Consider the following 24,477-nt stretch of genomic DNA (forward strand, 5'->3'; position numbering starts at 1 on the left):
GCCTGTGACCAGGCAGCGGGTTTTGTTCATTCAGGCCGCGTGCTTATTCAGCCAGGACCTGACCGATGGTCGGATCCTTGAACAGCCGGGTCAGCGCATCGCTGAGTACGTCGCTGACCAGCTTGGTGTTGGTTTCCTGGTTCGGCGCCATGCCGAAACGCTGGTCGAGAGAAGCGCCATAGCGGCCGCTGTAGCGACGGTTGGCGTTGGACACGTCGGCACGGAAGGTGGCACCGATGGTGGCCTCGGTCACGTACATCTTGTCCTTGGGCGACTGGTACTTCAGCTCGGCCAGGGTCACGGTCAGCTGTGGCGCGCTGCCGGCACCCGAGGTGGGGGTGAAGCCGAGCAGGCGTACTGCCGCTTCGGCCTGGGCCTGCAGCTTGGGCACCACGTCATTGCCGTTGACGGTAATGGTGCTGGTCTCCGGGTACATGCCACCCCGTGTGCCCAGCGACTGCGAAGCACGGCCGTCGACCACCCGCACGACCACCGGCTGGCCACGACCTACCGGATTGAGCTGAGCGGTGAGCTTGGGTTGCGGGCTGAGTTGCTGCGGGCTGTGTGCACAGCCGACCAGGCTCAGGGTGGCCACCGCCATCAAACCGAACAACAGACGTTGCAGCATGCGCATTTCTCCAGAAAAAGCGGCAAAGGCCCACAGTATACCCAGCCTGGAGCAAGCCAGTCATCGGCCCGCAGCTGCTGTCACAATGGTTTCATGGCCACGGCGCTATCCTTGCCCCAGCCCGATCAAACAGGACTCGCCGCCATGGCCTCGCTCTGGACTCTGCTCTTCCAACGCCCGCGCCACACCACCTACGCCCGTCTCGACAGCGACGGCAAATGCCTGGCCTTCAAGCAGTGCCACCAGGCACCCAGCGGCAGTGGCTGGGTCCAGGTCAGCGAAGCACACCTGGGCTGGCTGGGCCATCCGCTGCCCAACAGTGCCCGGATTTGCGTACCTGCAAGCCGCCGTTGGCAGCAACGCATCCTCCCGGCCTGACAAACGCTGCAATAAAAACCCAAGAAGAACGACCTTTCTGCCCGCGACCTCGTTATAATCTCCCCCCGATTATAAGGACGTCTCCTGATCGGGCCCCGCACTCGCCGCTTGACCCCGGCACCTTCACCGCTTCGCCCACAGAGAGCCTTCCACTCAGGTCTTGCATTGGCTGTCGTGCCTGCTGTCTCTGGCCGTCTGCTGCGCATGAACCTGCGGGTTGCCACCGCGCAGTCCACTTTTGAGGTTCACGACTCCAAAAGAGCGTGAAAAAACGGTTTTTCACAACTTCACGAGAGTGTGGCGAGCAAATGAACAGTCTGGCATGTGCAAAAGCGGCAGATACGTCTCGAACAGCCCTGAACAGACGGCAAAAGCGCTCATCCTGGATGGGAGCCTGAGGCCGGTCCATAACGCACGACGGAACACTTGACCATAAGTCGAATTGCCGCACCCGTGGCAAATGGCGTTCAATTATCGAACACCCAAGACTGATTGGCGGTGTCCGCGGAAGTTGCAAGAACTGCGAAGAGTCGGACATGGCGATCCTGGCCAACCCAGGGGTCCTATGCTGTCAATTAGGTGCTGTAGATTGTGGAGACGCGTTAATGGCGCAGAACGAATCGGTTGATGTGGTACTGGTAGGCGCGGGCATCATGAGTGCCACCCTGGCCGTACTGCTCAAGGAGCTGGACCCTGCGATCAAGCTGGAAGTCGTCGAGGCGATGGACTCCGGGGCCGCGGAAAGCTCCAACCCCTGGAACAACGCCGGGACCGGCCACGCCGGCCTGTGCGAGCTGAACTATACGCCCCAGGCCGCCGATGGCAGCATCGACATCAAGAAGGCCGTGCACATCAATACCCAGTTCGAGGTGTCCCGCCAGTTCTGGGCCTACCTGAGCAGAAAAGGCGGCTTCGGCTCGGCGCGCGACTTCATCAATCCCGTGCCGCACCTGAGCTATGTCGAAGGTGACAAGGGTGTGCAATTCCTCAAGAAGCGCTTCGAGCTGCTCAAGCAGCACCACGCGTTCTCCGAGATGGAATACACCGAAGACAAGGCGCTGATGAACGAATGGATGCCCCTGATGATGCCTGGTCGCCCGGCCGACCAGCACATTGCGGCCACCCGCGTGCTCAAGGGCACCGACGTCAACTTCGGCGCCCTGACCAACAAGCTGCTCAAGCTGCTGGGCGACAGCCCCAATGCCCAGGTCAAGTACAGCAAGAAGGTCACCGGCCTGCGCCGTAAAGGTGACGGCTGGACCGTGAGCATCAAGGACGTCAACAGCGGCAACAGCCGTGAAGTCGACGCCCGCTTCGTCTTCCTCGGCGCTGGTGGCGCGGCGCTGCCGCTGCTGCAAGCGTCGGGCATCCCGGAAAGCAAGGGGTTCGGCGGTTTCCCGGTGAGCGGCCAGTGGCTGCGCTGCGACAATCCGGAAATCGTCAAGCAGCACCAGGCCAAGGTCTACAGCCAGGCCGCGGTCGGTGCCCCGCCAATGTCGGTGCCACACCTCGACACCCGCGTGGTCGATGGCAAGAAATCCCTGCTGTTCGGCCCTTACGCCGGCTTCACCACCAAGTTCCTCAAGCATGGCTCGTTCATGGACCTGCCGCTGTCGGTGCGCATGGGCAACATCGGCCCGATGCTGGCGGTAGCCCGCGACAACATGGACCTGACCAAGTACCTGGTCAGCGAAGTGATGCAGTCGATGGAGCAGCGCCTGGAATCGCTTCGCCGCTTCTACCCCGAAGCCAAAGCCGAGGACTGGCGCCTGGAAGTGGCCGGCCAGCGCGTGCAGATCATCAAGAAGGATCCGAAGAAAGGCGGCATCCTGCAGTTCGGCACCGAGCTGGTCTCGGCCGCCGATGGCAGCCTGGCTGCGCTGCTTGGCGCCTCGCCGGGCGCCTCGGTAACCGTCTCGATCATGCTCGAACTGATCGAGCGCTGCTTCCCCGAGCAAGCGAAGGGCGCCTGGGCTGCCAAGCTCAAGGAAATCTTCCCGGCTCGCGAGAAGGCCCTGGCCACCGATGCCGCGCTGTACCACAAGATCAGCGCCGACAACGACGTGGCCCTGGACCTGGCGCAAAACAGCCCGGCCAAGCACTACGCCTGAAATGGCTGAAACGAAAAAACGCCCCGAGGGGCGTTTTTTTGTGCCTGCAATCCCTGCCCGCGAAAAGGGCAGACTGGAGGATCAGCCGCGGGCGTTGGCGATGACCTCGATGTACTCCGGCGCATTGCGCTGGTCGGCGATCGTTTCGGCGAAGGTCTTGCCGTGCTCGTCCTTGCCATCGACGTCGTATCCGGCCTCGACGAAGAAGCCAACGAAACGCTCGAAGTCGTCGATGCGCAGGCCACGGTAGGCCTTGATCAGCTTGTGATGCGACGGCGAGGTCAGGCCATCGGCCGGCTCGAACTGAAGGAACGTCTTGATGTAGTCGTCGCTGATCTCGTCACCGATAACCTGCTTCTTGTCTTTACGCATTGCCGACTCCAACTGGGCCATCACGGGCATTTCAAAGGCGGGCAGTGTACCGCTGGCAGCCCGTGCGCCTCAACGCGTACGTACGGTTCCGGTGTGCAGGTCGGCCCAGACGTGGCCGTTGGCGTAACTGAGGAACTGTACGTACAGCGTCTCGTTGCGCAGCAGGTCCATGATCACCCGGTAATCGGCCTGTGGATAATTCAGCGTAAGGGTGCGGGACTTGTCATCGTAGGTCGGCCGCTTGAGGCTCTTGCCGCCCTCGCCGTCGAAGGTGACCAGCACCTGCCCGATAGTTGCCCCCTTGCTCAAGGGCTTGCCCTTCAGGCGCAAGGTCAGGGACGAGGTGATGGGAATCGGCTGCTGGTTGGACTGACGCTGGGCACCGACCACCACCGAGTAGTCGGTGACCTGCAGCAGTTGTTGCGACTCGGGTTCTTCCTGGCGCAGCGAGAGGTCATCAGGCGGAAGGAACTGGCTGTGCAAGGGGGCTGCCGACAGCGGCAGGCTCAGCGCCAGCAGAAGGGGAAAGATCGCACGCATGAGAGGCTCCTTGGCAGAGGGGAGCACTCTAGCACGCCTGATCGACCGCTACTGTCAGCGCGCGCTCAATCGAACTGCGCGCGCATCCAGGCCTGGTACTGCGCCACCCCGTCCTCGCCCTCGCGCGGTGCCCAGTAGGCATGCTCGCCCTCGCCCACCGGGCGGTAGGGGCCGGACTTGCACTCGAACAGGATGCTGTCATCTCCGAGCACCACCAACCCGTGATAGGTGCCGGGCGCCAGGTCGACCCCCAGGCAATCACCGCCGGCTTCGAGCACACGCTTGTCGCACACCGCGCCCTGCTCATCGAAGATCAGCAGCCCCAGACGCCCCTTGAGCACCACCAGCGCCTCGGCCTTGTCATCCTTCAGATGACGGTGTGGCGGAATGTAGGTGTTCGTCTGCAAGCCGACTGCCATGCGATGGCAAGGCTCTTCCATCTCATGGAAATTGTGGTGCTGGCGACCACGCGGGTTGCTGGCAGCCTTGGCGGCCAGCCCGTCGAACAACGTCTTGTCGATGAAGGCAGGCTGGCGCATGGCTCACATGCCCTTTACGGCGAAGATGCCATTGGCGTTGCGCCAGTAGCCCTTGTAGTCCATGCCATAACCGAAGATATAGCGATCGACGCACGGCAGGCCGACGTAGTTGGCCTTCAAGTCCGGGCTGGCCTTGCGGTCGTGGTCCTTGTCGATCAGCACCGCGGTGTACACCGAACGCGCGCCGGCATGCTTGCAGAAGTCGATGATGGCGCTGAGGGTGTGGCCTTCGTCGAGGATGTCATCGACGATCAGCACATCGCGATCGATGAACGAGATCTCCGGCTTGGCCTTCCAGAACAGCTCACCGCCGCTGGTCTGGTTGCGGTAGCGGGTCGCGTGCAGGTACGAGGCCTCCAGCGGGAACTGCAGGTGGGTCAGCAGCTTGCCGGCGAAGATCAGGCCGCCGTTCATCACGCAGAAGACTACCGGGTTCTTGTCGTGCAGGTCCTTGCAGATCTGCTCGCCGACCTGGGCGATGGCCGCTTCGACCTGGGCTTCGTTGTACAGGCAATCGGCCTCGCTCATCACTTGGCGGATATGCTCGAGATCGGCGGACATGGCGCTCTCCAGGAGGTGCATTTTGGAAAAGCGGGCAAAGGTACGCATCCGCTCGTCCCAGATCAAGCATTTATGGACTAACGTGCTCAATGACTGCACGACAGCAAGGACTGAATAGATTAACCTAGCGCGGTTTTTTTGCCCGCCCCCCGGAGCCTTCCCCTATGCCTACTCGTGAGATCCGCCATCCGCTGATCCGCCACAAGCTCGGCCTGATGCGCCGTGCCGATATCAGCACCAAGAATTTTCGCGAACTCGCCCAGGAAGTCGGTGCGCTCCTGACCTACGAAGCCACCAAAGACCTGCCGCTGGAAACCTACGAGATCGACGGTTGGTGCGGCAAGGTCCAGGTCGAGAAGATCGCCGGCAAGAAGATCACCGTGGTCCCGATCCTGCGTGCCGGTATCGGCATGCTCGACGGCGTGCTCAGCCTGGTCCCGGGCGCCAAGGTCAGTGCCGTGGGCGTAGCCCGCAACGAGGAAACCCTCGAAGCGCACACCTATCTTGAAAAACTCGCCCCCGACATCAATCAGCGCCTGGCGCTGATCATCGACCCGATGCTGGCTACCGGCGGTTCGATGGTCGCCACCATCGAGCTGCTGAAGAAAGCCGGCTGCAAGGAAATCCGCGCGATGGTCCTGGTCGCGGCGCCCGAAGGCATCGAGGTGGTCGAGAAAGCCCATCCGGACGTGCAGATCTACACCGCGTCCATCGACGAGCGCCTGAACGAGCATGGCTATATCGTGCCGGGCCTGGGCGATGCCGGCGACAAGATCTTCGGCACCAAGCAGAAGGACGCCTGAACATGCAGGACGGCTTCAACGACCCGCTGTGGCGCCAGGTCGTCTCGGGCGCGCAGATGCTCTTCGTGGCATTCGGCGCGCTGGTGCTCATGCCGCTGATCACGGGCCTGGATCCTAACGTGGCACTGTTCACCGCGGGCCTCGGCACCTTGCTGTTCCAGCTGGTCACGGGCCGTCAGGTGCCTGTATTCCTGGCCTCGAGCTTCGCCTTCATCACCCCGATCATCCTCGCCAAGGGCCAGTTCGGCCTGGCCGCGACCATGGGCGGCGTGATGGCCGCAGGCTTCGTCTATACTTTCATGGGCCTGATGGTGAAGATCAAGGGCACCGGTTTCATCGACCGCATGCTGCCACCTGTGGTCATCGGTCCGGTGATCATTTCCATCGGCCTGGCCATGGCGCCGATTGCCGCGAACATGGCCATGGGCAAGGGTGGCGACGGCGCCGCGCTGATGCCGTACAAGACCGCCATGCTGATCTCCATGCCGGCGTTGCTGACCACCTTGATCGTCGCCGTGTTCGGCAAGGGTATCTTCCGCCTGGTGCCGATCATTGCTGGCGTGCTGGTGGGCTTTGCCCTGTCGTTCGCCTTCGGCGTGGTCGACACCGCGAAAATCGCCGCAGCCCCCTGGCTGGAACTGCCCAACTTCACCGCGCCGGAGTTCAACTGGCAGGCGATCCTGTTCATCGTTCCGGTGGCCCTGGCGCCGGCGATCGAGCACATCGGCGGGGTGATCGCAGTCGGCAGCGTGACCGGTCGCGACTACCTGAAAAAGCCCGGCCTGCACCGCACCCTGTTCGGTGACGGCCTGGCCACCACCGCTGCAGGCCTGTTCGGCGGCCCGCCCAACACCACCTACGCCGAAGTCACTGGCGCGGTGATGCTGACCAAGAACTACAACCCGAAGATCATGACCTGGGCTGCAGTGTTCGCGATCACCCTGGCGTTCATCGGCAAGTTCGGCGCGCTGCTGCAGAGCATTCCGGTGCCGGTGATGGGCGGCATTCTCTGCCTGCTGTTCGGCTCGATCGCGGCAGTGGGCATGAACACCATGATCCGCCACAAGATCGACCTCGCCGAGGCACGCAACCTGGTGATCGTTTCGGTGACCCTGGTGTTCGGTATCGGTGGTGTGCTGATCGGCAGCGGCGACGGCCCGGACGACTGGGGCCTCAAGGGCATCGCCCTGTGCGCCGTGGTCGCCATTGCCCTGAACCTGATCCTGCCGGGCAACGATGGTTGGAAGAACAAGAAGCTGGATGACCAGTTGCCTTGACCAGGCGTTGAACCGAGCCGACTTCTTCGCAGGGTTACCCGCGAAGAAGTCGTCACCGACTCAAGCCCTCTCGCACATCCCCGCCAATACCTGCGCCCACTGCGGGTGATCGTTCAGGCACGGCACCAGCACCAGCTCCTCGCCGCCGGCCTCGATGAACTGCTCCTTGCCGCGATCGCCGATCTCCTCCAGCGTCTCGATGCAATCGGCAACGAACGCCGGGCACATCACCAGCAGCTTCTTCACTCCCGCCTTGGCCAACTCGTCCAGACGCGTCTCGGTGTAGGGTTCGATCCACTTGGCCCGCCCCAGCCGCGACTGGAACGAGGCTGACCATTTGCCCTCGGGAATTCCTGCCACCTTGGCGAACGCAGCAGCACTGGCCAGACACTGCGAGCGGTAGCAAACCTTGCGCACCTGGGCACAGGCAGTCTCGCAGCAATTCGGGCTCTGGAAACAGTGCGAACCGGTCGGATCGAGTTTCTTGAGATGGCGCTCCGGCAGGCCATGGAAGCTCAGCAGCAGATGATCGTAGTCCTGTTCCAGGTAAGGACGGGCACTGGTGACCAACGCATCGATGTACTCAGGTTCATCGTAGAACGGCTGCAACACGCGCATTTCGACAGGCAGGTCGCGCTCGGCGACTGTCTGGCGAGCCAGCTCCACCACCGTGGTCACGGTGCTGTCGGCGAACTGCGGGTACAGCGGTGCCAGGGTCACCTTGCGCACACCCTGCGCGGCAAGGCGCTCGAGCACTTCTGGTAGCGCCGGTTGACCATAGCGCATGGCGATTTCCACCGGCCCATGCGGCCAATGCGGGGTGATGGCCGCCTGCAGGCGCCGAGTCAGCACCACCAGCGGCGAACCCTCGTCCCACCAGATCGACGCATAGGCGTGGGCGGACTGCTCCGGGCGCTTGATCAGGATCAGCGACACCAGCAAGCGCCGCACCGGCCAGGGCAGGTCGATCACATACGGGTCCATGAGGAACTGGTTGAGGTAGCGGCGCACATCGGCGACCGAGGTGGATGCCGGTGAACCCAGGTTGACCAGCAGCAGGGCATGATCGGTCATGCAGCGTCCTATGTCAGAGGCGGTCGGACAGGTCGTCCAACGCCGATTGCAGATCGTTGAAGCGGAACGTGAAACCTTCAGCCAGCAGGCGCACCGGGCGCGCACGCTGGCCACCCAGCAGCAGGGTCGACAACTCGCCCAGGCCAGCCTTGAGCACCAGCGCAGGCACCGGCAGCAACGCCGGGCGATGCAATGCACGTCCCAGACGCCTGGCGAACTCACGGTTGCGTACCGGCTCTGGCGCGCAGGCATTATAGGGACCGCTGGCGTCGTTTTGCTGCAAGAGAAAATCAATGAGGCGGATCTGGTCCTCTATATGGATCCAGGGCATCCATTGCCGACCATCGCCGATCGGCCCGCCAAGCCCCAGCTTGAAGGGCAGGCGCAGACGCGAAAGAAAGCCCCCGTCGCTGGCCAGTACCAACCCGGTACGCACCAGCACCACGCGCATGCCGAGCGTATGCGCACGTTGCGCAGTCTCTTCCCAGGCGATGCACAGCTGGCTGGCGAAGTCCTCTTTCACCGGCTGCGAGGCCTCGGTCAACTCCCGCTCGCCACCATCGCCATACCAGCCCACGGCCGAGCCGGAAATCAGCACCCCGGGACGCTGCTCGCGGCGCTCCAACCAGCCCAGCAACTGCTCGGTGAGGGTGACACGACTGGCCCACAACAGCTGCCGGCGCGCGGCCGTCCAGGGTCGGTCGGCGATGGGCGCGCCGGCCAGGTTGACCACCGCGTCCAGCGGATCGTCCGCCTCCAGCTCCTCCAGCCGAGCGATACCGCGCACGCCGCTGCCGCAACGCTTGGGCACCTGGGCAGGCTCGCGGCTCCATACCGTCAGGCGATGGCCCTGGCTGAGCCAGAGCTGGCACAGGTGCCGGCCGATCAATCCAGTACCGCCCGTCAGCAATATATGCATGGCTGTGTCCTCGCAAGCTGCGGCCATGGTCTATTTTTAAGATCAAGGCACTTTTTAAACCGATAGCTCTCGGATAAACATAGGCCAACCTGTCCTATCGAGCGGAATAACCTTATACAAAACTTCTGCATTGTACAGGTTTGTCTGACAGCGTAGTCTGCTTAAAGCAAGGTTCGAAGAGGCCATCATGACAGTACCTATAGCCATCATCGGTGCCGGTATCGCCGGCCTGTCCGCCGCCCAGGCCCTGCAGAAGGCCGGACAGAACGTCCACTTGTTCGACAAGGGCCACGGCAGTGGCGGGCGCATGGCCAGCAAGCGCAGCGATGCCGGCGCGCTCGACCTGGGCGCCCAGTATTTCACCGCCCGCGACCGACGCTTCGTCGAGCAGGTCCAGCAATGGGTCGCCGCCGGCTGGGCCGCGCAGTGGAAGCCGCAGCTCTACAACTACCGCGACGGTGAACTGACCCCCTCCCCCGACGAACAGACCCGCTGGGTCGGCGTGCCACGCATGAGCGCCATCACCCGCGGCCTGCTCAAGGATGTCACGGTCAACTTCGGGTGCCGTATCACCGAGGTCTTTCGCGGCAAGCAGTACTGGCATCTACAGGACACCGAAGGCTGCAGCCACGGGCCGTTCAGCCAGGTGGTGATTGCCGTGCCAGCCCCCCAGGCCACTCCCCTGCTGGCGGCCACACCCAAGCTCGCAGCGGTCGCCGCCGGCGTGCAGATGGAACCCACCTGGGCCATCGCCCTGGGCTTCCAGACACCGCTCGATACCCCGATGCAAGGCTGCTTCGTGCAGGACAATCCGCTCGACTGGCTGGCACGCAACCGCAGCAAACCCGGCCGCGACGAACACCTCGACACTTGGGTGCTGCACGCCACCTCCAGCTGGAGTCGCCAGCACCTGGACCTGCCCCGAGAAGAAGTGATCGAGCAGCTGTGGGGCGAGTTTGCCGAACTGGTCGGCTGCGTGGTGCCAGCACCGACCTTCGCCCTCGCCCACCGCTGGCTCTATGCCCGCCCCGTCGGCAACCATGAATGGGGCACCCTCGCCGACGCCGACCAGGGCCTGTACGCCTGCGGCGACTGGTGCCTGTCCGGACGCGTGGAAGGTGCCTGGCTCAGCGGCCAGGAGGCGGCGCGTCGCTTGCTCGAGCACCTCGAGTAAAGTTGTACAAAAAATTTGTCTTGCATAAGTTTTTCGATGTGCTGGAATAGACCTGTACAAAATTATCGGATTGTACAGGTCTACGGAGGCCACGATGAACGCTCCCCACTCGACAGGCAAACCCCGCATCGCCATCAGCGCCTGCCTGGCCGGGCAGGATGTGCGCTACAACGGCGGGCACAAAGCCTCGGACCTGTGCCAGTCGCTCGATGAGCATTTCGACTGGCTGCCGCTGTGTCCGGAAGTTGCCATTGGCCTGGGCACTCCTCGCGACGCCATTCGATTGGTCGGCGATCCCCAGGCCCCGGAAGTGATCAACCCGCGCAATCCCGGTACCGACCTCGCCCCTCCCCTGCGTGCCTACGGCCAGCAGATGGCCGAAGCACTCGACGATATCTGCGGCTATGTGTTCATGCAGAAGTCACCCTCCTGCGGGCTGGAGCGGGTCAAGGTCTACCAGGACAATGGCCGCCCCTCACTGCTGGGCGGGCGCGGCGCCTATGCCCAGGCGTTCTGCGAGCGCCGCCCGGACCTGCCGGTGGAAGAAGAAGGCCGCCTGCACGACCCAGTGCTGCGCGAGAACTTCATCAGCCGCGTCTACGCCTATGCCGACTGGCAGCACCTGCTAACACAAGGCTTGAGCCGCGGCGCCTTGATCCGCTTCCACTCACGCTACAAATACCTGCTGATGGCGCACAACCCGCAGGCCTACCGCGAACTCGGGCGCCTGCTGGGCAGCATGAGCCGCGACGACGACCCGCTGCAGATAGGCCCGCGCTACTTCAGCCAACTCATGCAGGCTCTGCGCCGCTGCGCCAGCCGCGGCACCCACAGCAACGTCCTGCAGCACCTGTGCGGCTATCTGCGCGATGCCCTGGACAGCAGCGACAAAGCCGAACTGCAGCGCCTGATCAGCCAGTACCAGCAGGGCAGCGTGCCGCTGGTGGTCCCGCTGACCCTGCTCAAGCACCATCTGCGCGTTCACCCCGACCCTTACCTGATGCAGCAGGCTTACCTGCAACCGCACCCGGAAAACCTGGGCCTGCGCAATGCACTCTGAAGACAGCCTGCCGATCGGCGAACTGGCCCGGCGCACCGGGGTCAACCCGGTCACCCTACGGGCCTGGGAGCGACGCTACGGCCTGCTGGTGCCGGAGCGCACGCCCAAGGGCCATCGCCTGTACAGCACACAGCATGTCGAGAAGGTGCAGGCGATCCTGCAGTGGCTGGAACGCGGCGCCTCGGTGAGCCAGGTGCGTGACCTGCTTGAAAACCGCAGCGAAGCCTCGCCAAGGCTGGAGGGTGACTGGCAAGCGCGCTGCCAGCAACTGGTCGAGGCCATTGCCAATCTCGCCCAACGCGCGCTGGACCAGCAACTCAACCAGGCCATGGCGCTTTATCCCGCCTCGACTCTGTGCGAGCAACTGCTGCTGCCGCTGCTCGAGCGCCTGGAGCAACGCTGGCGCAAGCACTTCGACGCCAGCCTCGAGCAGGCCTTCTTCCACACCTGGCTGCGCAGCAAGCTGGGCGCGCGGGTCTACCACGACAACCATTCGCTCGAGGGGCCGCCGGTACTGCTGGCCACGACCCTTGACGCCCCCTTCGATGCTCAACTGTGGCTCGCCGCCTGGCTGCTCAGCAGCAGCGGTTTTGCCGTGGAGGTGCTCGAACAACCGGTCGGCGGCAAGCAACTGCTGCACGCGATCGCCCAACTCGCCCCGCGCGCCCTGGTGCTGCACCTGGGGCCGCGCATCGACCTCCAAGCACTGGCCCCCCTGCGGGATGTAACGCTGACGAAACTCCTCGGGGGCGCCAGTGTCTTCATCCATGAGGAGCGACTGCGCGGCCTGGAACTTCCGGCGCTGCTGCTCTTCGAGACACCGCAGGGGGCATTGCGCCTGCTTCAGCAATCACGCTGAACCCGACTGTCAGAGATCCTGAGATGCAATTGATCTGGCTGCGCAGCGATCTGCGCATCAACGACAACACCGCCCTCGCCGCCGCTACCGCACAGGGGCCGACCATTGCCCTGTGGATCGCCAGCCCCGGGCAATGGCAGGCGCATGACGATGCGCCGAGCAAGGTTGACTTCTGGCTGCGCAACCTGCGCGACCTGCGCCACGCCCTCGAACGCCTGAACATCCCGTTGCTGATCCGCCATACCGACACCTGGCAACAGGTGCCCGAAACCGTGCTCAAGGTTTGCCGCACGCACAAGGTGCAGACCGTGCACTGGAACGACGAGTACGGCGTCAACGAAAGCCAGCGTGACCGGCGGACCCAATCCTTGCTGGAGCGCTCCGGCGTGACCGCCCGCACACACCTAGATCAGTTGTTCTTCCATCCCGGCACCCTGCTGACCAAGGCGGGCCACTATTTCCAGGTCTTCGGCCAGTTTCGCAAGACCTGCCTGGAACATTTGCATCGCAGCCTGCCAACCCTTGCCCAGCCCGTGAAACCACAGGCTTCCCTAGGCATCGCCAGCGACCCGATCCCCCGGCACATAGAAGGCTTCGACACGCCCGAGCAGAGCCTGCGCGAGCACTGGCCTGCCGGTGAAGACGAAGCCCAGGGCAGGCTGTCGCGCTTCGTCGACGAAACCATCGACGACTACCAGACCCTGCGTGACCTGCCGGCCAGGCCCGGCACCAGCCAGCTCTCGCCCTACCTTGCCGCCGGTGTGATCTCGCCGCGCCAATGCCTGCACGCCGCACTGTCGAGCAACCGTGGCGAATTCGACAGCGGCAGCCAAGGTGTACGCACCTGGATCGACGAGCTGCTCTGGCGCGAGTTCTACAAGCACATCCTGGTGGGCTATCCACAGGTCTCGCGCCACCGCCCCTTCCGCGCCCCCACCGAGGCTCTGCCCTGGCGTGACGCGCCCGACGATCTCCAGGCGTGGGAACAAGGCCGCACCGGCTTCCCGTTGATCGACGCGGCCATGCGCCAGCTGCTGCATACCGGCTGGATGCACAATAGGCTGCGCATGGTCGTCGCCATGTTCCTGAGCAAGAACCTGCTCATCGACTGGCGCAAGGGCGAGCGGCATTTCATGCGACACCTGATCGACGGCGACCTGGCGGCAAACAACGGCGGCTGGCAGTGGAGCGCCTCCACCGGCACCGATTCGGTGCCCTATTTCCGGATCTTCAACCCGGTGACCCAGTCGCAGCGTTTCGACCCCCAAGGACGCTTCATACGCCATTGGCTACCGGAACTCACTCATCTGGATGACAAATACATTCATTTGCCTGTGAAATCTTCCGGACTATTTGATACAAGTGGCTACATCAGCCCGATCGTCGATCTGGACAGCAGCCGCCATCGGGCACTGGCAGCATTCAAGGCGCTACCCGCCTCCATCAACTGAAGGGCATAGCATTGAGTAGTACGCGAAGGTTCTGGGTAACAGGGGCCAGCAATGGAGTAGGCCTCGCCTTGGTCGAACGATTGCTCGAAGAGGGCCATCGGGTCGCGGCCAGCGGCATGGATTGCCAGGAGCTCGATACCTTGGCCGAGCTACACGAGGCACGCCTGCTGCGCCTGCCAGCGCACCTGAACGAGCTGGTCGGGGCGCAGTCTGCGGCCGAGCAGCTGCAGTCGCACTGGGGGGCACTGGACGTCTTGATCGTCAATGCCGGCACGTGCGATTACCTAGCAAACGATCTACCTGCCAACGCGGTAATGGAAGAGATCGTCAGCAGCAACCGGCGCGCCAGCGAGCATGTCCTGGCCAGCGCACTGTCGTTATTGGCCAGAGGCGACAGGCCACAGGTGATGGCACTGTTCAGCCGCTATTCGACGCTGCAACTGTTTGCGCCAGCGCAGACCCCGGCGGGCCACAACAGCCTGCCCCAGTGGTTCCGTGAGCAACGCAAGGTCCTCGACGATCTGGCGGTACAGCTTACGGTGGTCGCGCCACAGTCGCTCAAGGCACCGGTCAGCAACAGCATGGCGATACCTGAATCCTGGACGGCGCAGAGCGCAGCAGATGAGTTGGCGCGCAGGCTCAAGCACCCACAGGCCGAGTTGGTGCTCGAAGTGCTGGACCCGACCTTGCTGTGGCCACTGCCCTGGGAAGCCTGAAGTAAACCCGGGGCGCTGCACGCCCCGGTGATCCGGGTCAGAGCGCCATTCGATAATGCAGCGAATAGCTCTCGACCCCATCATTGGGCTGCTTGATCCCGGCGTTGGAGTAGTGGATCGCGCGAACCCCGATCTCGTGCCCACCGGCAAAGCGCAGGCCAAAACCGATGCGGTCCTCGAACTGGAACGACGAGCCCAGGTCATTGCTTTCCAGCTTGGTCCGTGAGAATGCCGCCACACCGATCCCCGCTTCGATGTAGGGCTTGACTGAGTCCCCGGCGAACTCGTACACGAACACGGGGGCGAACGACAGGCTGTGATTGCTTGCCCGCTCATCGCCATCCCAGTAGGTGTAGGCACCGTCCCAGTACCCGGTGATTCGGCCTACGCTGGTCTGCCACCAACTGGCATCCCAGTTCGACTGCAACCCCAGTCGATAGACCATGGTACTGTCGCCAGTCTGCCCCACCGACAACGAAACATCAGCCGCCTGTGCCGACACCGCCTGCCCCAATGCCAACGCGGCAACCGCCGCCATTCCAAGCAAATGCCTCATGAGCTCGTCCTTCTTCCTGGTGTTGTTATCAAGTGTCCGCCTGTGAACCAGGCAAAATGATAGAAATCGACATTAGGACGATAGTTCAGCTTGTGTGCGGGAGATTTCAGCTATTTTTTACAGGTCGAACGCGCTGACCTGTTCTACAGACCCGTACCACAGCACCGGCAGGATTTCGCGAAGGTGCTGCGGCGCAGCGCTACTGTAGAAGGCCGCCTCGCGTGAAGGCCCCTCGGCAAGCAGGTCGCGGGCGCTCAACAAGCGCTGCAACTGGCGCGCCACCGCAGCGCCCGTGTCGATGATAGCCACATCCGAGGGCACCATTTCGGCCAACAGCGGGCGCAGGAAGGGGTAGTGAGTGCATCCGAGGATCAGCGTGTCGCAGCCCGCCGCCAGCAGCGGCTGCACGTACCCCTGCAGCATTGCACGCAGCTTCGGGCTGCCCAGATCGCCTGTCTCGATCAACTCCACCAGCCCCGGGCACGGCTGGGTCACGACCTGTACATCGCTGGCGAATCGGTCGAGCAACGCGGCAAATTTTGCGCTCTGCAAGGTGCCGGTGGTGGCCAGGACGCCGACCACGCCGGAGCGTGTCGCCGCGGCGGCCGGCTTGACCGCAGGTTCCATGCCCACCAACGGCCAATCGGGGTAGCGTTCGCGCAAGTCGGCCACGGCCGCCACGGTCGCGGTATTGCACGCCAGGACCATGGCCTTGGCACCGCGAGCATGGAAGAACTCGGCGATGCGCCGGCAGCGCTCACGGATGTAGTCGGGGGATTTCTCGCCATAGGGTACGTGACCGCAATCGGCCACGTAGAGCAGCGACTCGTTGGGCAGCAAGCGGCGAATCTCGGCGAGCACCGACAAGCCACCGACCCCCGAATCCATCACGCCCACCGGCGCCGAGCGATCAGCCATGGCGATCGCCACACACCGTGCAGGCCGGATCACGCTTGACCCGCAGCTCACGCATGCGCGTGCCGAGGGCATCGATCAGCAGCAGGCGGCCCACCAGGGGCTCGCCGAACCCGGCCAGCAGCTTCAGCGCTTCCAACGCCTGCAAGCTGCCGACCAGCCCTACCAGAGGACCGATCACGCCGGCTTCGCTGCAGGTCAGCTCGGCCTCGCTGCCATGGCCATAGAGGCAGTGATAGCAAGGGCTGTAGTCGCGGCGGGGGTCGAACACCGACAACTGCCCTTCCAGGCGAATCGCCGCGCCGCTCACCAACGGCTTGCCGGCCGCCACGCACGCGGCGTTGACCGACTCACGGGTGGCGAAATTGTCGGAGCAGTCCAGCACCAGGTCCACCGCCGCCACCGCCGCAGCCAAGGAGTCGTCGTCCAGGGCATGGCGATGGGCGACCAGCGTGACTTCCGGGTTGATCGCCTGCAGGCGCTGCAGCGCCGAATCGACCTTGCTCATGCCGACGCTGCCGCTGTCATGGAGGACCTGGCGTTGCAGGTTGGTCAGGTCGACCGTGTCGAAGTCGGCCAGGTGCAATTCACCCACGCCGGCAGCCGCCAGGTAGAGCGCGACCGGCGACCCCAGGCCACCAAGCCCGACCACCAGGGCCTTGCTCTGCTTGAGCCGCAACTGGCCGTCGATGTCGACCTGCGATAGCAGGATCTGCCGACTATAGCGCAACAGCTCCTGGTCGCTCAGCATGGCAGGCGCCCCAGGGAAATACGTTCGTGGCCGCCCAGGTCGCGGCGGCTGTCCACGTCGATGAAACCGCTGCCAACCAGCAGGTCGCGCACGGCGGCCGCCTGGTCGTAGCCATGCTCGAGCAGCAACCAGCCGCCGGGCAACAGGTGCTGCGGCGCCTGGGCGATGATCAGGCGCAGATCGTCAAGGCCATCGGGGCCGGCCACCAGCGCACTGCTGGGCTCGAAACGCACATCGCCCTCGCTCAGGTGTGGATCTTCGGCGGCAATGTAAGGCGGGTTGCTGAGGATCAGGTCGAAGCGCTCGTCGGCCAGGGCGTCGAACCAGTGACTGCTGCGCACCTGGACATTCGCCAGGTGCAGACGCTCGCGGTTGCGCTCGGCCAGAGCCACGGCCTCGTCGATGCGATCGACCGCCGTCACCTGCCAGGCCGGGCACTCGCTCGCCAGGGCCAGGGCGATGGCGCCGCTGCCGGTGCCAAGATCCAGCACCCGGGCAGGTTTGGCAGGCACCCGTTCGAGCGCGACCTCCACCAGCAGCTCGGTGTCCGGCCGAGGGATCAGGGTGTGCGGCGCGACTTCAAGGTCGAGCTTCCAGAAGCCCTGCTGACCGAGAATGTACGCCACCGGCTCACCTGCACGACGGCGCTCGAGAAAAGCCGCGAACGTCTGCGCCGCCTCACTGCTGACGATGCGCTCGGGCCAGGTGTGCAGGTAGCTGCGCGACTTGCCCAAGGCAGCGGACAACAACAACTCCGCGTCCAGGCGCTCGGTCGGCGAATCGGGCAATTGCGCGTTGCGCAGCAGGCTGGCGATGATGGTCATCAGTCCCCCAGGGCGGCCAGTTGATCGGCCTGGTATTCGGCCAGCAAGGGTTCGATCACGGCATCGACGCCACCGGCGAGCACATCGTCGAGGGAGTAGAGCGTCAGGTTGATGCGATGGTCGGTCACCCGACCCTGCGGGTAGTTGTAGGTGCGGATGCGCTCGGAGCGGTCGCCCGACCCCACCAGCAGCTTGCGCTCGCTGGCAATCGCATTCTGCGCGGCGCTGGTCTGCATGTCGTTGAGCTTGGCCGACAGCCAGGACATGGCGCGGGCGCGGTTCTTGTGCTGGGAACGCTCTTCCTGGCACTCGACGACGATACCGGTCGGCAAGTGGGTGATGCGGATCGCCGAATCGGTCTTGTTCACGTGCTGACCACCGGCACCGGAGGCGCGGTAGGTGTCTATGCGCAGGTCGGCCGGGTTGATCTCGATCGCGGCCTGCTCGTCAGGCTCGGCCAGCACCGCCACGGTGCAGGCGGACGTGTGGATGCGACCCTGCGATTCGGTTTCCGGCACCCGCTGCACGCGGTGCGCACCAGACTCGAACTTGAGCTTGCCGTATACGCTGTCGCCCTCGACGCGGGCGATGATTTCCTTGTAGCCGCCGTGCTCACCCTCGTTTTCGGAGAGAATCTCGAGGCGCCAGCCACGCTTCTCGGCGTAGCGCGAGTACATGCGGAACAAATCGCCGGAAAAGATCGCAGCCTCGTCGCCGCCGGTGCCGGCGCGGATTTCGAGGAACACGTTGCGCCCGTCGTTGGGGTCCTTGGGCAGCAGCATGCGCTGCAGCTGCGACTCCAGGACGACGAGTTGCTCCTTGGCGTCGCGCACTTCCTCCACGGCCATCTCACGCAGGTCCGGGTCGCTGTCCTTGAGCAGCGCCTGGGCGCCCTCCAGATCCTCCTGGACCTTGCACCACTCCTTGTAGGCGACGAACACCGGCTCGACTTCGGCATATTCACGGGAATAGGCGCGGAAACGGGTCTGGTCGGAAATGACTTCGGCATCACCCAGCAGGGCGGTGAGTTCTTCGAAGCGGTCCTGGAGGATGTCCAGTTTTTTCAGCAGCGACGCTTTCATTGCGTGGGTTTGTCCGTCGAGCCCTCGTGGAGGGCAAAGAGTTCCTGGGCCATGGCCAGCGCATCGACACGGCCTTCGGCAGAGAGCTTTTTCAGTTGCACGCTGGGCGCGTGCAACAGCTTGTTGGTCAAGCCGCGGGCCAGTTGGGCGAGTACTTCTTCGGGGTTGCCGCCGTTGGCCAGCAGGCGCTGGGCTTTTTGCAGTTCCTCATCGCGTAGCCGCTCGCTTTGCTGACGGTAGGCCTTGAGCACGTCCACCGCAGCCAGCTCGCGCAGGCGCGCCATGAAATCCTCGGCACCGAGATTGACCAGCTCTTCGGCGGCCTGGGCTGCACCCTGGCGGCTCTTGAGATTTTCGGCGACGACCTCGTGCAGATCGTCGACAGTATAAAGGTAGACGTCGTCCAGCTCGCCCACCTGCGGCTCGATGTCCCGCGGCACAGCGATGTCGACCATGAAGATCGGCTTGTGCCGGCGCTGCTTCAGCGCGCTCTCGACCGCACCCTTGCCAAGAATGGGCAGCTGGCTGGCGGTGGAACTGATGACGATATCGCTGTTGGCCAGCTCCTGGGGGATGTCCGCCAGCAGCACGGCATGGGCACCGAACTGCTCGGCGAGGATGCTGGCTCGCTCGAGCGTGCGGTTGGCGACGACGATCCGCTTGACCCCCTGCTCGTGCAGGTGGCGGGCGACCAGGGTGATGGTTTCACCGGCACCGATCAGCAAGGCCTGGCTGCGGCCCAGGTCGGCGAAGATCTGCTTGGCCAGGCTGACCGCGGCAAAGGCGACCGAAACCGGGTTCTCACCGATGGCGGTGTCGGTGCGCACCTGCTTGGCGGCACTGAAGGTGGCCTGGAACAGGCGCCCGAGCAGCGGACCGATGGTGCCGGCCTCGCGGGCCACTGCGTAGGCCGACTTCATCTGGCCGAGGATCTGCGGCTCGCCCAGCACCAGCGAGTCGAGCCCGGAGGCGACACGCATCATGTGCTTGACCGCATCGTGCTCTTCGTGAACGTAGGCGCTGGCACGCAGTTCGTCGAGGCTCAGGCGATGGTAGGCGGCCAGCCATTGCAGCACGGCGTCGGCGCTGAGCTGGTCCTGCTCTATATAAAGCTCACTGCGGTTGCAGGTCGACAGGATCGCCGCCTCGCGGCTGGCGGTCAGTCGGCAGAGCTGCTGCAGGGCATCGACCAGTTGCTCGGGCGTAAACGCCACGCGCTCGCGTACGTCTACCGAGGCAGTCTTGTGGTTGATACCGAGGGCGAGAAAGGCCATGCAAGGTCGCTGGTTGGGACGGGAAGCCGATAATTGTCCTACTTCGCAGGATTCAGGACAACCACCGTTCGCTATTGTCGTGATGAGCCTGGGCTATCTCGAGGCCTGCGGACAAGGCGCGAATCAAGGCCAGGCACCTGCCGCAACCAGTTGTGGCAGCGGGCCTGCCCGCCGAACATCCCGCGCCCGGCGCGGTCACACACTTCGCGGGTGGGTTTGCCCCCGCGCTTGTGTCATCATGCTCCGACCGCCGGTTAGTCCACCAAAGCCTCTATGAACAGACCCTACGCATTGCTGCTTGCCTTCGCCCTGCTCCAGGGCTGCCAGAGCCTGACCCCGCACAAGAGCGAGGATCAGCAAGCTGTTGCCGAAGCCGACAAGCCCGAGGCGAAAGCGCCTGTGGTGTATGGATCGTTCAAACAGGACACACTCTACAGCCTGCTGGTGGCTGAGCTTGCCGGCCAGCGCAATCGCTTCGACATTGCCCTGGCCAACTATGTCGACCAGGCGCAAAAAACCCAGGATCCGGCCGTCTCCGAGCGCGCCTACCGCATCGCCGAGTACCTCGGAGCCGACGAACCGGCCCTCGACACCGCACTGATCTGGGCCCGCAACGACCCGCAGAGCCTCGACGCCCAGCGCGCCGCAGCGATCCAGCTGGCCCGTTCCGGGCGCTACGACGACGCCATGGCCTATATGGAGAAAGTGCTTCAGGGCCAGGGCGACACCCACTTCGACTTCCTCGCCCTGTCTGCCGCCGAAACCGACCAGAGCACCCGCGACGGGCTGATGCAAAGCTTCGATCGCCTGCTGGTCAAGTACCCGGACAACGGCCAGCTGGTCTTCGGCAAGGCCCTGCTGCTCAACCAGGACGGCAAGACCGAACAAGCACTCGAACTGCTCGAAAGCCACCCGCCACGCAATGGCGAAATTGCGCCGATCCTGCTGCGCGCGCGCCTGCTCCAGGCCCTGGACCGTGGCGACGAGGCCCTGCCACTGCTGCGCGGGGCGATTCGCGACAATCCGGACGACAAGCGCCTGCGCCTCACCTATGCGCGCACGCTGGTCGAGCAAGACCGCATCACCGACGCCAAGGCCGAGTTCGAGAACCTGCTGCAACAGTACCCGGATGACGACGAGCTGCGTTATTCGCTGGCCCTGGTGAGCATGGAGAACAAGAACTGGGACGAGGCCGAAGGCTATCTGCAGGAACTGGTCGAGCGCGACAGCAACGTCGACGCCGCGCACCTGAACCTCGGCCGCATTCGCGAAGAACGCAACCTGCCGGCAGCGGCCCTGCGCGAGTATGCGCTGGTCGGCCCAGGCCCGGACTACCTGGCCGCGCAATTGCGCCAAGCCGACATCCTGATCGCCAACGGCCGCAGCGCCGAGGCCTCGCGCCACCTGGCCGAAGCCCGCGAAGCACAGCCCGACTATGCGATCCAGCTCTACCTCATCGAGGCCGAGACCCTGGGTAACAATGGCAAGGAAGCCCAGGCCGACCAGGTACTGCAGCAGGCCATCAAGCGCTACCCCGACGACCTCAATCTGCTCTACACCCGCGCCATGCTGGCGGAGAAGCGCGACGACCTGCCGCAGATGGAAAAGGACCTGCGCGCCATCATCGCCCGCGAGCCGGAAAACGCCATGGCCCTCAACGCCCTGGGCTACACCCTGGCCGACCGCACCACACGCTATGGCGAAGCCAAAGCACTGATCGACAAAGCCCACCAGCTCACCCCGGACGATCCTGCAGTGCTCGACAGCCTGGGCTGGGTCAATTATCGCCTGGGCAACCTGGACGAGGCCGAACGCCTGTTGCGCCAGGCGCTGGAGCGCTTCCCCGACCATGAAGTCGCCGCCCATCTGGGCGAGGTGCTGTGGGCCAACGGCAAACGCCGCGAAGCACGCCAGGTCTGGGCCAAGGCCTTCGCCGAGCAGCCCGACAGCCCTATCCTGCGCAAGACCGTCCTGCGCCTGACCGGATCCGAGAACCTCTAAATCATGCGTTTGCGTCATCTCATCACCTTCGCCCTCATCGCCCTGCTCACCGGCTGCGCCGGTTTTGGCACCCGTGAAGCCGTCCAGGGCAAGGGCAGCCCGCAACAGTGGCGCGAACACAAGCAACAATTGAGCACCCTCGACGGCTGGCAGATCAACGGCAAGGTCGGCATCCGTGCCCCGCGTGACTCGGGCAGCGGTACGCTGTTCTGGCTGCAGCGCCAGGACTACTACGACATTCGCCTGGCAGGTCCTCTGGGTCGTGGCGCCGCACGCCTGACCGGCCGCCCCGGCGGCGTGGTGCTGGAAGTGGCCAACCAGGGTCGCTACGAAGCAGCGAACCCCGAAGCCTTGCTCGAAGAGCAACTCGGCTGGCGCCTGCCGGTGTCGCATCTGGTCTGGTGGGTCCGCGGCCTTCCGGCCCCCGACAGCAAGAGCCAGCTGACCCTCGATGGCGACAGCCGCCTGGCCCGCCTCACCCAGGACGGCTGGGAAGTCGAATACCTGAGCTACATCGAGCAGAACGGCTACTGGCTGCCCGAGCGCCTCAAGCTGCGCGGCGAAAACCTCGACGTCACCCTGGTGGTCAAGGACTGGCAACCCCGCCAGCTGGGACACTGATCCGATGCACAGGCTCACCCTGCCCGCCCCGGCCAAGCTCAACCTGTGGCTGCACATTACCGGCCGACGCGCCGACGGCTACCACGAGCTGGAAACCGTGTTCCAGTTCCTCGACCACGCCGACCAGTTGAGCTTCGAGCTGCGCAACGATGGCCTGATCCGCCTGAACACCGAGATCGCCGATGTCCCCCACGACAGCAATCTGATAGTGCGCGCAGCGCGCAAGCTGCAGGAACAGTCCGGCACGCAACTGGGTGTCGACATCTGGCTCGACAAGATCCTGCCCATGGGCGGCGGTATCGGTGGCGGCAGCTCCGATGCGGCCACTACCCTGCTCGCCCTGCACCATCTCTGGCAGCTCGACTGGCCGGTCGACCGCCTCGCTGCGCTGGGGCTGACACTGGGCGCAGATGTGCCGGTGTTCGTACGCGGTCACGCCGCCTTCGCCCAGGGTGTCGGCGAACAGCTGACCCCGGTTGATCCTGAAGAACCTTGGTATGTCGTGCTGGTGCCGCAAGTGTCTGTCAGCACAGCGGAAATTTTTTCGCATCCAGAGTTGACACGTGATTCCCTCCCCCTTAAGATGCGCCCCGTTCCCGAGGGAAACAGTCGAAATGACTGCCAACCGGTGGTAGAGCAACGTTATCCAGAAGTTCGCAATGCGCTGAATTCGCTGGGTAAATTTACGGAAGCTCGAATGACCGGCACTGGAAGTTGCGTGTTTGGGGCCTTCCCAAGCAAAGCCGAAGCTGATAGAGTTCTGGCCCTTCTTTCAGAGACCCAAACAGGGTTTGTGGCAAAAGGAAGCAATGTTTCGATGTTGCATCGCAAGCTGCAAGGTCTGATCAAGAAGTCGAGCGCATAAGCGTTCGCAGCAACAGATACAGGGGCGTCGCCAAGCGGTAAGGCAGCAGGTTTTGATCCTGCCATGCGTTGGTTCGAATCCAGCCGCCCCTGCCATTTTCCTTATACTCATCCAGGTTACCCTCAGCCTTCAGGTACTGCGCGTGTCCAAGATGATGGTCTTCACGGGGAATGCCAACCCCGATCTGGCTCGGCGTGTAGTACGTCAGCTGCATATCCCACTGGGTGATGTTTCTGTCGGTAAATTCTCCGACGGCGAAATCAGCACTGAGATTAATGAAAACGTCCGCGGTAAAGACGTCTTTATCATTCAGCCGACTTGCGCTCCGACCAACGATAATCTGATGGAACTGGTAGTGATGGCCGACGCCTTCCGCCGCTCCTCAGCTTCCCGAATCACCGCCGTGATTCCTTACTTCGGATACGCCCGCCAGGACCGCCGTCCGCGTTCGGCACGTGTAGCCATCAGCGCCAAAGTCGTCGCTGACATGCTCACTGTCGTGGGTATCGACCGTGTTCTCACCGTCGACCTGCACGCTGACCAGATCCAGGGGTTCTTCGATATTCCTGTCGACAACATCTACGGCTCGCCCGTACTGGTCGACGATATCGAAGACCAGCGTTTCGATAATCTCATGATCGTCTCCCCCGACATCGGTGGTGTGGTGCGTGCACGCGCCGTCGCCAAGTCGCTGGGCGTCGACCTGGGTATCATCGACAAGCGCCGCGAGAAAGCGAACCACTCCGAGGTGATGCATATCATCGGCGACGTCGAAGGACGCACCTGCATCCTGGTAGACGACATGGTCGACACCGCCGGCACCCTGTGCCACGCGGCCAAGGCCCTGAAAGACCACGGCGCTGCCAAGGTCTACGCCTATTGCACCCACCCGGTTCTGTCGGGTCGTGCGATCGAGAACATCGAGAAGTCGGTGCTCGACGAGCTGGTGGTGACCAACACCATCCCGCTGTCCGCCGCTGCTCAAGCCTGTGACCGTATCCGCCAGCTGGATATCGCACCGGTAGTCGCTGAGGCGGTCCGCCGCATCAGCAACGAAGAATCGATCAGCGCGATGTTCCGCTAAGCGGAACGCACGCTGACGAAAAGCGCCCCCCCCCCCCCCCCC

General features: G+C 63.8%; 26 protein-coding genes and 1 tRNA gene. 14 read left to right on the forward strand and 13 right to left on the reverse strand.

Features of this window, described 5'->3' with window-relative positions:
* Window positions 1-43: 43 nt before the first annotated feature.
* Window positions 44-628, reverse strand: a complete 585-nt coding sequence (locus tag HU729_RS18545) for a YajG family lipoprotein (protein ID WP_054894590.1) — start codon at window positions 626-628, stop codon at window positions 44-46.
* Between the two features lie 144 nt (window positions 629-772).
* Here HU729_RS18545 and HU729_RS18550 point away from each other — a divergent pair, with 144 nt between their 5' ends.
* Entirely contained in the window at window positions 773-1,006 is a 234-nt protein-coding gene (locus HU729_RS18550) for a hypothetical protein (RefSeq protein WP_186711205.1), read from the forward strand.
* 605 nt (window positions 1,007-1,611) lie between these two features.
* Window positions 1,612-3,117, forward strand: a complete 1,506-nt coding sequence (mqo, locus tag HU729_RS18555; RefSeq protein WP_186667663.1) for a malate dehydrogenase (quinone) — start codon at window positions 1,612-1,614, stop codon at window positions 3,115-3,117.
* Window positions 3,118-3,198: 81 nt separating this feature from the next.
* Here mqo and HU729_RS18560 read toward each other — a convergent pair whose 3' ends face one another.
* The 4 genes from HU729_RS18560 to HU729_RS18575 form a co-directional block, all read right to left on the reverse strand.
* A complete protein-coding gene (locus tag HU729_RS18560; protein WP_186667662.1) occupies window positions 3,199-3,489 on the reverse strand; it encodes a PA4642 family protein in 291 nt (96 codons plus the stop codon).
* A 69-nt stretch (window positions 3,490-3,558) separates the two neighbouring features.
* The gene (locus HU729_RS18565; protein WP_186667661.1) at window positions 3,559-4,029 is read right to left on the reverse strand and encodes a hypothetical protein; all 471 of its coding nucleotides are present in this window, start codon (window positions 4,027-4,029) and stop codon (window positions 3,559-3,561) included.
* 65 nt (window positions 4,030-4,094) lie between these two features.
* Window positions 4,095-4,568: a WbuC family cupin fold metalloprotein gene (locus HU729_RS18570; protein WP_186711207.1), complete on the reverse strand. Its 474-nt coding sequence runs from the start codon at window positions 4,566-4,568 to the stop codon at window positions 4,095-4,097.
* 3 nt (window positions 4,569-4,571) lie between these two features.
* On the reverse strand, window positions 4,572-5,129 hold the full coding sequence (locus HU729_RS18575; protein ID WP_186667659.1) for a hypoxanthine-guanine phosphoribosyltransferase: 558 nt from the start codon (window positions 5,127-5,129) through the stop codon (window positions 4,572-4,574).
* 164 nt (window positions 5,130-5,293) lie between these two features.
* Here HU729_RS18575 and upp point away from each other — a divergent pair, with 164 nt between their 5' ends.
* Entirely contained in the window at window positions 5,294-5,932 is a 639-nt protein-coding gene (gene upp / locus HU729_RS18580) for a uracil phosphoribosyltransferase (RefSeq protein ID WP_186667658.1), read from the forward strand.
* A gap of 2 nt (window positions 5,933-5,934) precedes the next feature.
* Window positions 5,935-7,209 carry a uracil-xanthine permease family protein gene (locus HU729_RS18585; RefSeq protein WP_186711208.1) on the forward strand — a complete coding sequence of 425 codons (1,275 nt, stop codon included), beginning with the start codon at window positions 5,935-5,937 and terminating at the stop codon, window positions 7,207-7,209.
* Window positions 7,210-7,269: 60 nt separating this feature from the next.
* On the opposite strand, the gene hemH is transcribed toward HU729_RS18585, so the two are convergent.
* Both hemH and HU729_RS18595 read right to left on the reverse strand, forming a co-directional pair.
* Window positions 7,270-8,283: a ferrochelatase gene (gene hemH, locus HU729_RS18590; protein ID WP_186711209.1), complete on the reverse strand. Its 1,014-nt coding sequence runs from the start codon at window positions 8,281-8,283 to the stop codon at window positions 7,270-7,272.
* A gap of 13 nt (window positions 8,284-8,296) precedes the next feature.
* Window positions 8,297-9,202: a TIGR01777 family oxidoreductase gene (locus tag HU729_RS18595; protein ID WP_186667655.1), complete on the reverse strand. Its 906-nt coding sequence runs from the start codon at window positions 9,200-9,202 to the stop codon at window positions 8,297-8,299.
* Between the two features lie 187 nt (window positions 9,203-9,389).
* Between HU729_RS18595 and HU729_RS18600 the strand changes: the two genes are divergently transcribed.
* From HU729_RS18600 to HU729_RS18620, 5 genes are all read left to right on the forward strand, one after another.
* A complete protein-coding gene (locus HU729_RS18600; RefSeq protein ID WP_186667654.1) occupies window positions 9,390-10,376 on the forward strand; it encodes an NAD(P)/FAD-dependent oxidoreductase in 987 nt (328 codons plus the stop codon).
* A gap of 94 nt (window positions 10,377-10,470) precedes the next feature.
* The gene (locus HU729_RS18605) at window positions 10,471-11,436 is read left to right on the forward strand and encodes a DUF523 and DUF1722 domain-containing protein (RefSeq protein ID WP_186667653.1); all 966 of its coding nucleotides are present in this window, start codon (window positions 10,471-10,473) and stop codon (window positions 11,434-11,436) included.
* Complete coding sequence (locus HU729_RS18610) at window positions 11,426-12,295, forward strand: MerR family transcriptional regulator (protein WP_186667652.1); 870 nt, start codon at window positions 11,426-11,428, stop codon at window positions 12,293-12,295. Before HU729_RS18605 ends, HU729_RS18610 begins: the two co-directional genes overlap by 11 nt.
* A 23-nt stretch (window positions 12,296-12,318) precedes the next feature.
* Window positions 12,319-13,746, forward strand: a complete 1,428-nt coding sequence (phrB, locus tag HU729_RS18615) for a deoxyribodipyrimidine photo-lyase (protein WP_186711210.1) — start codon at window positions 12,319-12,321, stop codon at window positions 13,744-13,746.
* A gap of 11 nt (window positions 13,747-13,757) precedes the next feature.
* Window positions 13,758-14,462, forward strand: coding sequence for an SDR family NAD(P)-dependent oxidoreductase (locus HU729_RS18620; RefSeq protein ID WP_186667650.1), 705 nt, complete (start codon window positions 13,758-13,760; stop codon window positions 14,460-14,462).
* 37 nt (window positions 14,463-14,499) lie between these two features.
* Here HU729_RS18620 and HU729_RS18625 read toward each other — a convergent pair whose 3' ends face one another.
* From HU729_RS18625 to hemA, 6 genes are all read right to left on the reverse strand, one after another.
* Window positions 14,500-15,018 carry an acyloxyacyl hydrolase gene (locus HU729_RS18625; RefSeq protein WP_186667649.1) on the reverse strand — a complete coding sequence of 173 codons (519 nt, stop codon included), beginning with the start codon at window positions 15,016-15,018 and terminating at the stop codon, window positions 14,500-14,502.
* A gap of 117 nt (window positions 15,019-15,135) precedes the next feature.
* Window positions 15,136-15,936 (reverse strand): glutamate racemase, encoded by an 801-nt coding sequence (gene murI / locus HU729_RS18630; protein WP_186667648.1) that lies wholly within the window; start codon window positions 15,934-15,936, stop codon window positions 15,136-15,138.
* Entirely contained in the window at window positions 15,929-16,684 is a 756-nt protein-coding gene (locus HU729_RS18635) for a molybdopterin-synthase adenylyltransferase MoeB (protein ID WP_186667647.1), read from the reverse strand. The genes murI and HU729_RS18635 overlap by 8 nt, the downstream gene beginning before the upstream one ends.
* The gene (prmC, locus tag HU729_RS18640; RefSeq protein WP_186667646.1) at window positions 16,678-17,508 is read right to left on the reverse strand and encodes a peptide chain release factor N(5)-glutamine methyltransferase; all 831 of its coding nucleotides are present in this window, start codon (window positions 17,506-17,508) and stop codon (window positions 16,678-16,680) included. The genes HU729_RS18635 and prmC overlap by 7 nt, the downstream gene beginning before the upstream one ends.
* The gene (gene prfA, locus HU729_RS18645) at window positions 17,508-18,590 is read right to left on the reverse strand and encodes a peptide chain release factor 1 (RefSeq protein ID WP_186667645.1); all 1,083 of its coding nucleotides are present in this window, start codon (window positions 18,588-18,590) and stop codon (window positions 17,508-17,510) included. Before prfA ends, prmC begins: the two co-directional genes overlap by 1 nt.
* Window positions 18,587-19,864, reverse strand: coding sequence for a glutamyl-tRNA reductase (hemA, locus tag HU729_RS18650; protein WP_186711212.1), 1,278 nt, complete (start codon window positions 19,862-19,864; stop codon window positions 18,587-18,589). The genes prfA and hemA overlap by 4 nt, the downstream gene beginning before the upstream one ends.
* 273 nt (window positions 19,865-20,137) lie before the next feature.
* Here hemA and HU729_RS18655 point away from each other — a divergent pair, with 273 nt between their 5' ends.
* The 5 genes from HU729_RS18655 to HU729_RS18675 all read left to right on the forward strand — a co-directional run bounded on the left by HU729_RS18655 (window position 20,138) and on the right by HU729_RS18675 (window position 24,435).
* Entirely contained in the window at window positions 20,138-21,865 is a 1,728-nt protein-coding gene (locus tag HU729_RS18655; protein ID WP_186667644.1) for a tetratricopeptide repeat protein, read from the forward strand.
* 3 nt (window positions 21,866-21,868) lie between these two features.
* Window positions 21,869-22,486, forward strand: a complete 618-nt coding sequence (lolB, locus tag HU729_RS18660; protein WP_186667643.1) for a lipoprotein insertase outer membrane protein LolB — start codon at window positions 21,869-21,871, stop codon at window positions 22,484-22,486.
* A 4-nt stretch (window positions 22,487-22,490) separates the two neighbouring features.
* Window positions 22,491-23,351, forward strand: a complete 861-nt coding sequence (gene ispE, locus HU729_RS18665) for a 4-(cytidine 5'-diphospho)-2-C-methyl-D-erythritol kinase (protein ID WP_186711213.1) — start codon at window positions 22,491-22,493, stop codon at window positions 23,349-23,351.
* A 20-nt stretch (window positions 23,352-23,371) separates the two neighbouring features.
* Window positions 23,372-23,446: transfer RNA gene (locus HU729_RS18670), tRNA-Gln, on the forward strand.
* A 47-nt stretch (window positions 23,447-23,493) separates the two neighbouring features.
* The gene (locus HU729_RS18675; protein ID WP_029614333.1) at window positions 23,494-24,435 is read left to right on the forward strand and encodes a ribose-phosphate pyrophosphokinase; all 942 of its coding nucleotides are present in this window, start codon (window positions 23,494-23,496) and stop codon (window positions 24,433-24,435) included.
* Window positions 24,436-24,477 lie beyond the last annotated feature (42 nt).

Source organism: Pseudomonas sp. RW10S2, from assembly GCF_014268985.1.
Lineage (GTDB): Bacteria > Pseudomonadota > Gammaproteobacteria > Pseudomonadales > Pseudomonadaceae > Aquipseudomonas > Aquipseudomonas wayambapalatensis.

Bases quoted from the DNA above. Each gene is read 5' to 3' on its own strand.
- lolB (WP_186667643.1), top strand. From the start codon at position 21,869: ATGCGTTTGCGTCATCTCATCACCTTCGCCCTCATCGCCCTGCTCACC.
- murI (WP_186667648.1), bottom strand. From the start codon at position 15,936: ATGGCTGATCGCTCGGCGCCGGTGGGCGTGATGGATTCGGGGGTCGGT.
- prmC (WP_186667646.1), bottom strand. From the start codon at position 17,508: ATGACCATCATCGCCAGCCTGCTGCGCAACGCGCAATTGCCCGATTCG.
- ispE (WP_186711213.1), top strand. From the start codon at position 22,491: ATGCACAGGCTCACCCTGCCCGCCCCGGCCAAGCTCAACCTGTGGCTG.
- HU729_RS18605 (WP_186667653.1), top strand. From the start codon at position 10,471: ATGAACGCTCCCCACTCGACAGGCAAACCCCGCATCGCCATCAGCGCC.
- HU729_RS18600 (WP_186667654.1), top strand. From the start codon at position 9,390: ATGACAGTACCTATAGCCATCATCGGTGCCGGTATCGCCGGCCTGTCC.
- HU729_RS18545 (WP_054894590.1), bottom strand. From the start codon at position 628: ATGCTGCAACGTCTGTTGTTCGGTTTGATGGCGGTGGCCACCCTGAGC.
- HU729_RS18550 (WP_186711205.1), top strand. From the start codon at position 773: ATGGCCTCGCTCTGGACTCTGCTCTTCCAACGCCCGCGCCACACCACC.
- HU729_RS18635 (WP_186667647.1), bottom strand. From the start codon at position 16,684: ATGCTGAGCGACCAGGAGCTGTTGCGCTATAGTCGGCAGATCCTGCTA.
- mqo (WP_186667663.1), top strand. From the start codon at position 1,612: ATGGCGCAGAACGAATCGGTTGATGTGGTACTGGTAGGCGCGGGCATC.
- prfA (WP_186667645.1), bottom strand. From the start codon at position 18,590: ATGAAAGCGTCGCTGCTGAAAAAACTGGACATCCTCCAGGACCGCTTC.
- hemA (WP_186711212.1), bottom strand. From the start codon at position 19,864: ATGGCCTTTCTCGCCCTCGGTATCAACCACAAGACTGCCTCGGTAGAC.
- HU729_RS18610 (WP_186667652.1), top strand. From the start codon at position 11,426: ATGCACTCTGAAGACAGCCTGCCGATCGGCGAACTGGCCCGGCGCACC.
- HU729_RS18570 (WP_186711207.1), bottom strand. From the start codon at position 4,568: ATGCGCCAGCCTGCCTTCATCGACAAGACGTTGTTCGACGGGCTGGCC.
- hemH (WP_186711209.1), bottom strand. From the start codon at position 8,283: ATGACCGATCATGCCCTGCTGCTGGTCAACCTGGGTTCACCGGCATCC.
- HU729_RS18655 (WP_186667644.1), top strand. From the start codon at position 20,138: ATGAACAGACCCTACGCATTGCTGCTTGCCTTCGCCCTGCTCCAGGGC.
- phrB (WP_186711210.1), top strand. From the start codon at position 12,319: ATGCAATTGATCTGGCTGCGCAGCGATCTGCGCATCAACGACAACACC.
- HU729_RS18585 (WP_186711208.1), top strand. From the start codon at position 5,935: ATGCAGGACGGCTTCAACGACCCGCTGTGGCGCCAGGTCGTCTCGGGC.
- HU729_RS18565 (WP_186667661.1), bottom strand. From the start codon at position 4,029: ATGCGTGCGATCTTTCCCCTTCTGCTGGCGCTGAGCCTGCCGCTGTCG.
- HU729_RS18560 (WP_186667662.1), bottom strand. From the start codon at position 3,489: ATGCGTAAAGACAAGAAGCAGGTTATCGGTGACGAGATCAGCGACGAC.
- HU729_RS18575 (WP_186667659.1), bottom strand. From the start codon at position 5,129: ATGTCCGCCGATCTCGAGCATATCCGCCAAGTGATGAGCGAGGCCGAT.
- HU729_RS18595 (WP_186667655.1), bottom strand. From the start codon at position 9,202: ATGCATATATTGCTGACGGGCGGTACTGGATTGATCGGCCGGCACCTG.
- HU729_RS18625 (WP_186667649.1), bottom strand. From the start codon at position 15,018: ATGAGGCATTTGCTTGGAATGGCGGCGGTTGCCGCGTTGGCATTGGGG.
- upp (WP_186667658.1), top strand. From the start codon at position 5,294: ATGCCTACTCGTGAGATCCGCCATCCGCTGATCCGCCACAAGCTCGGC.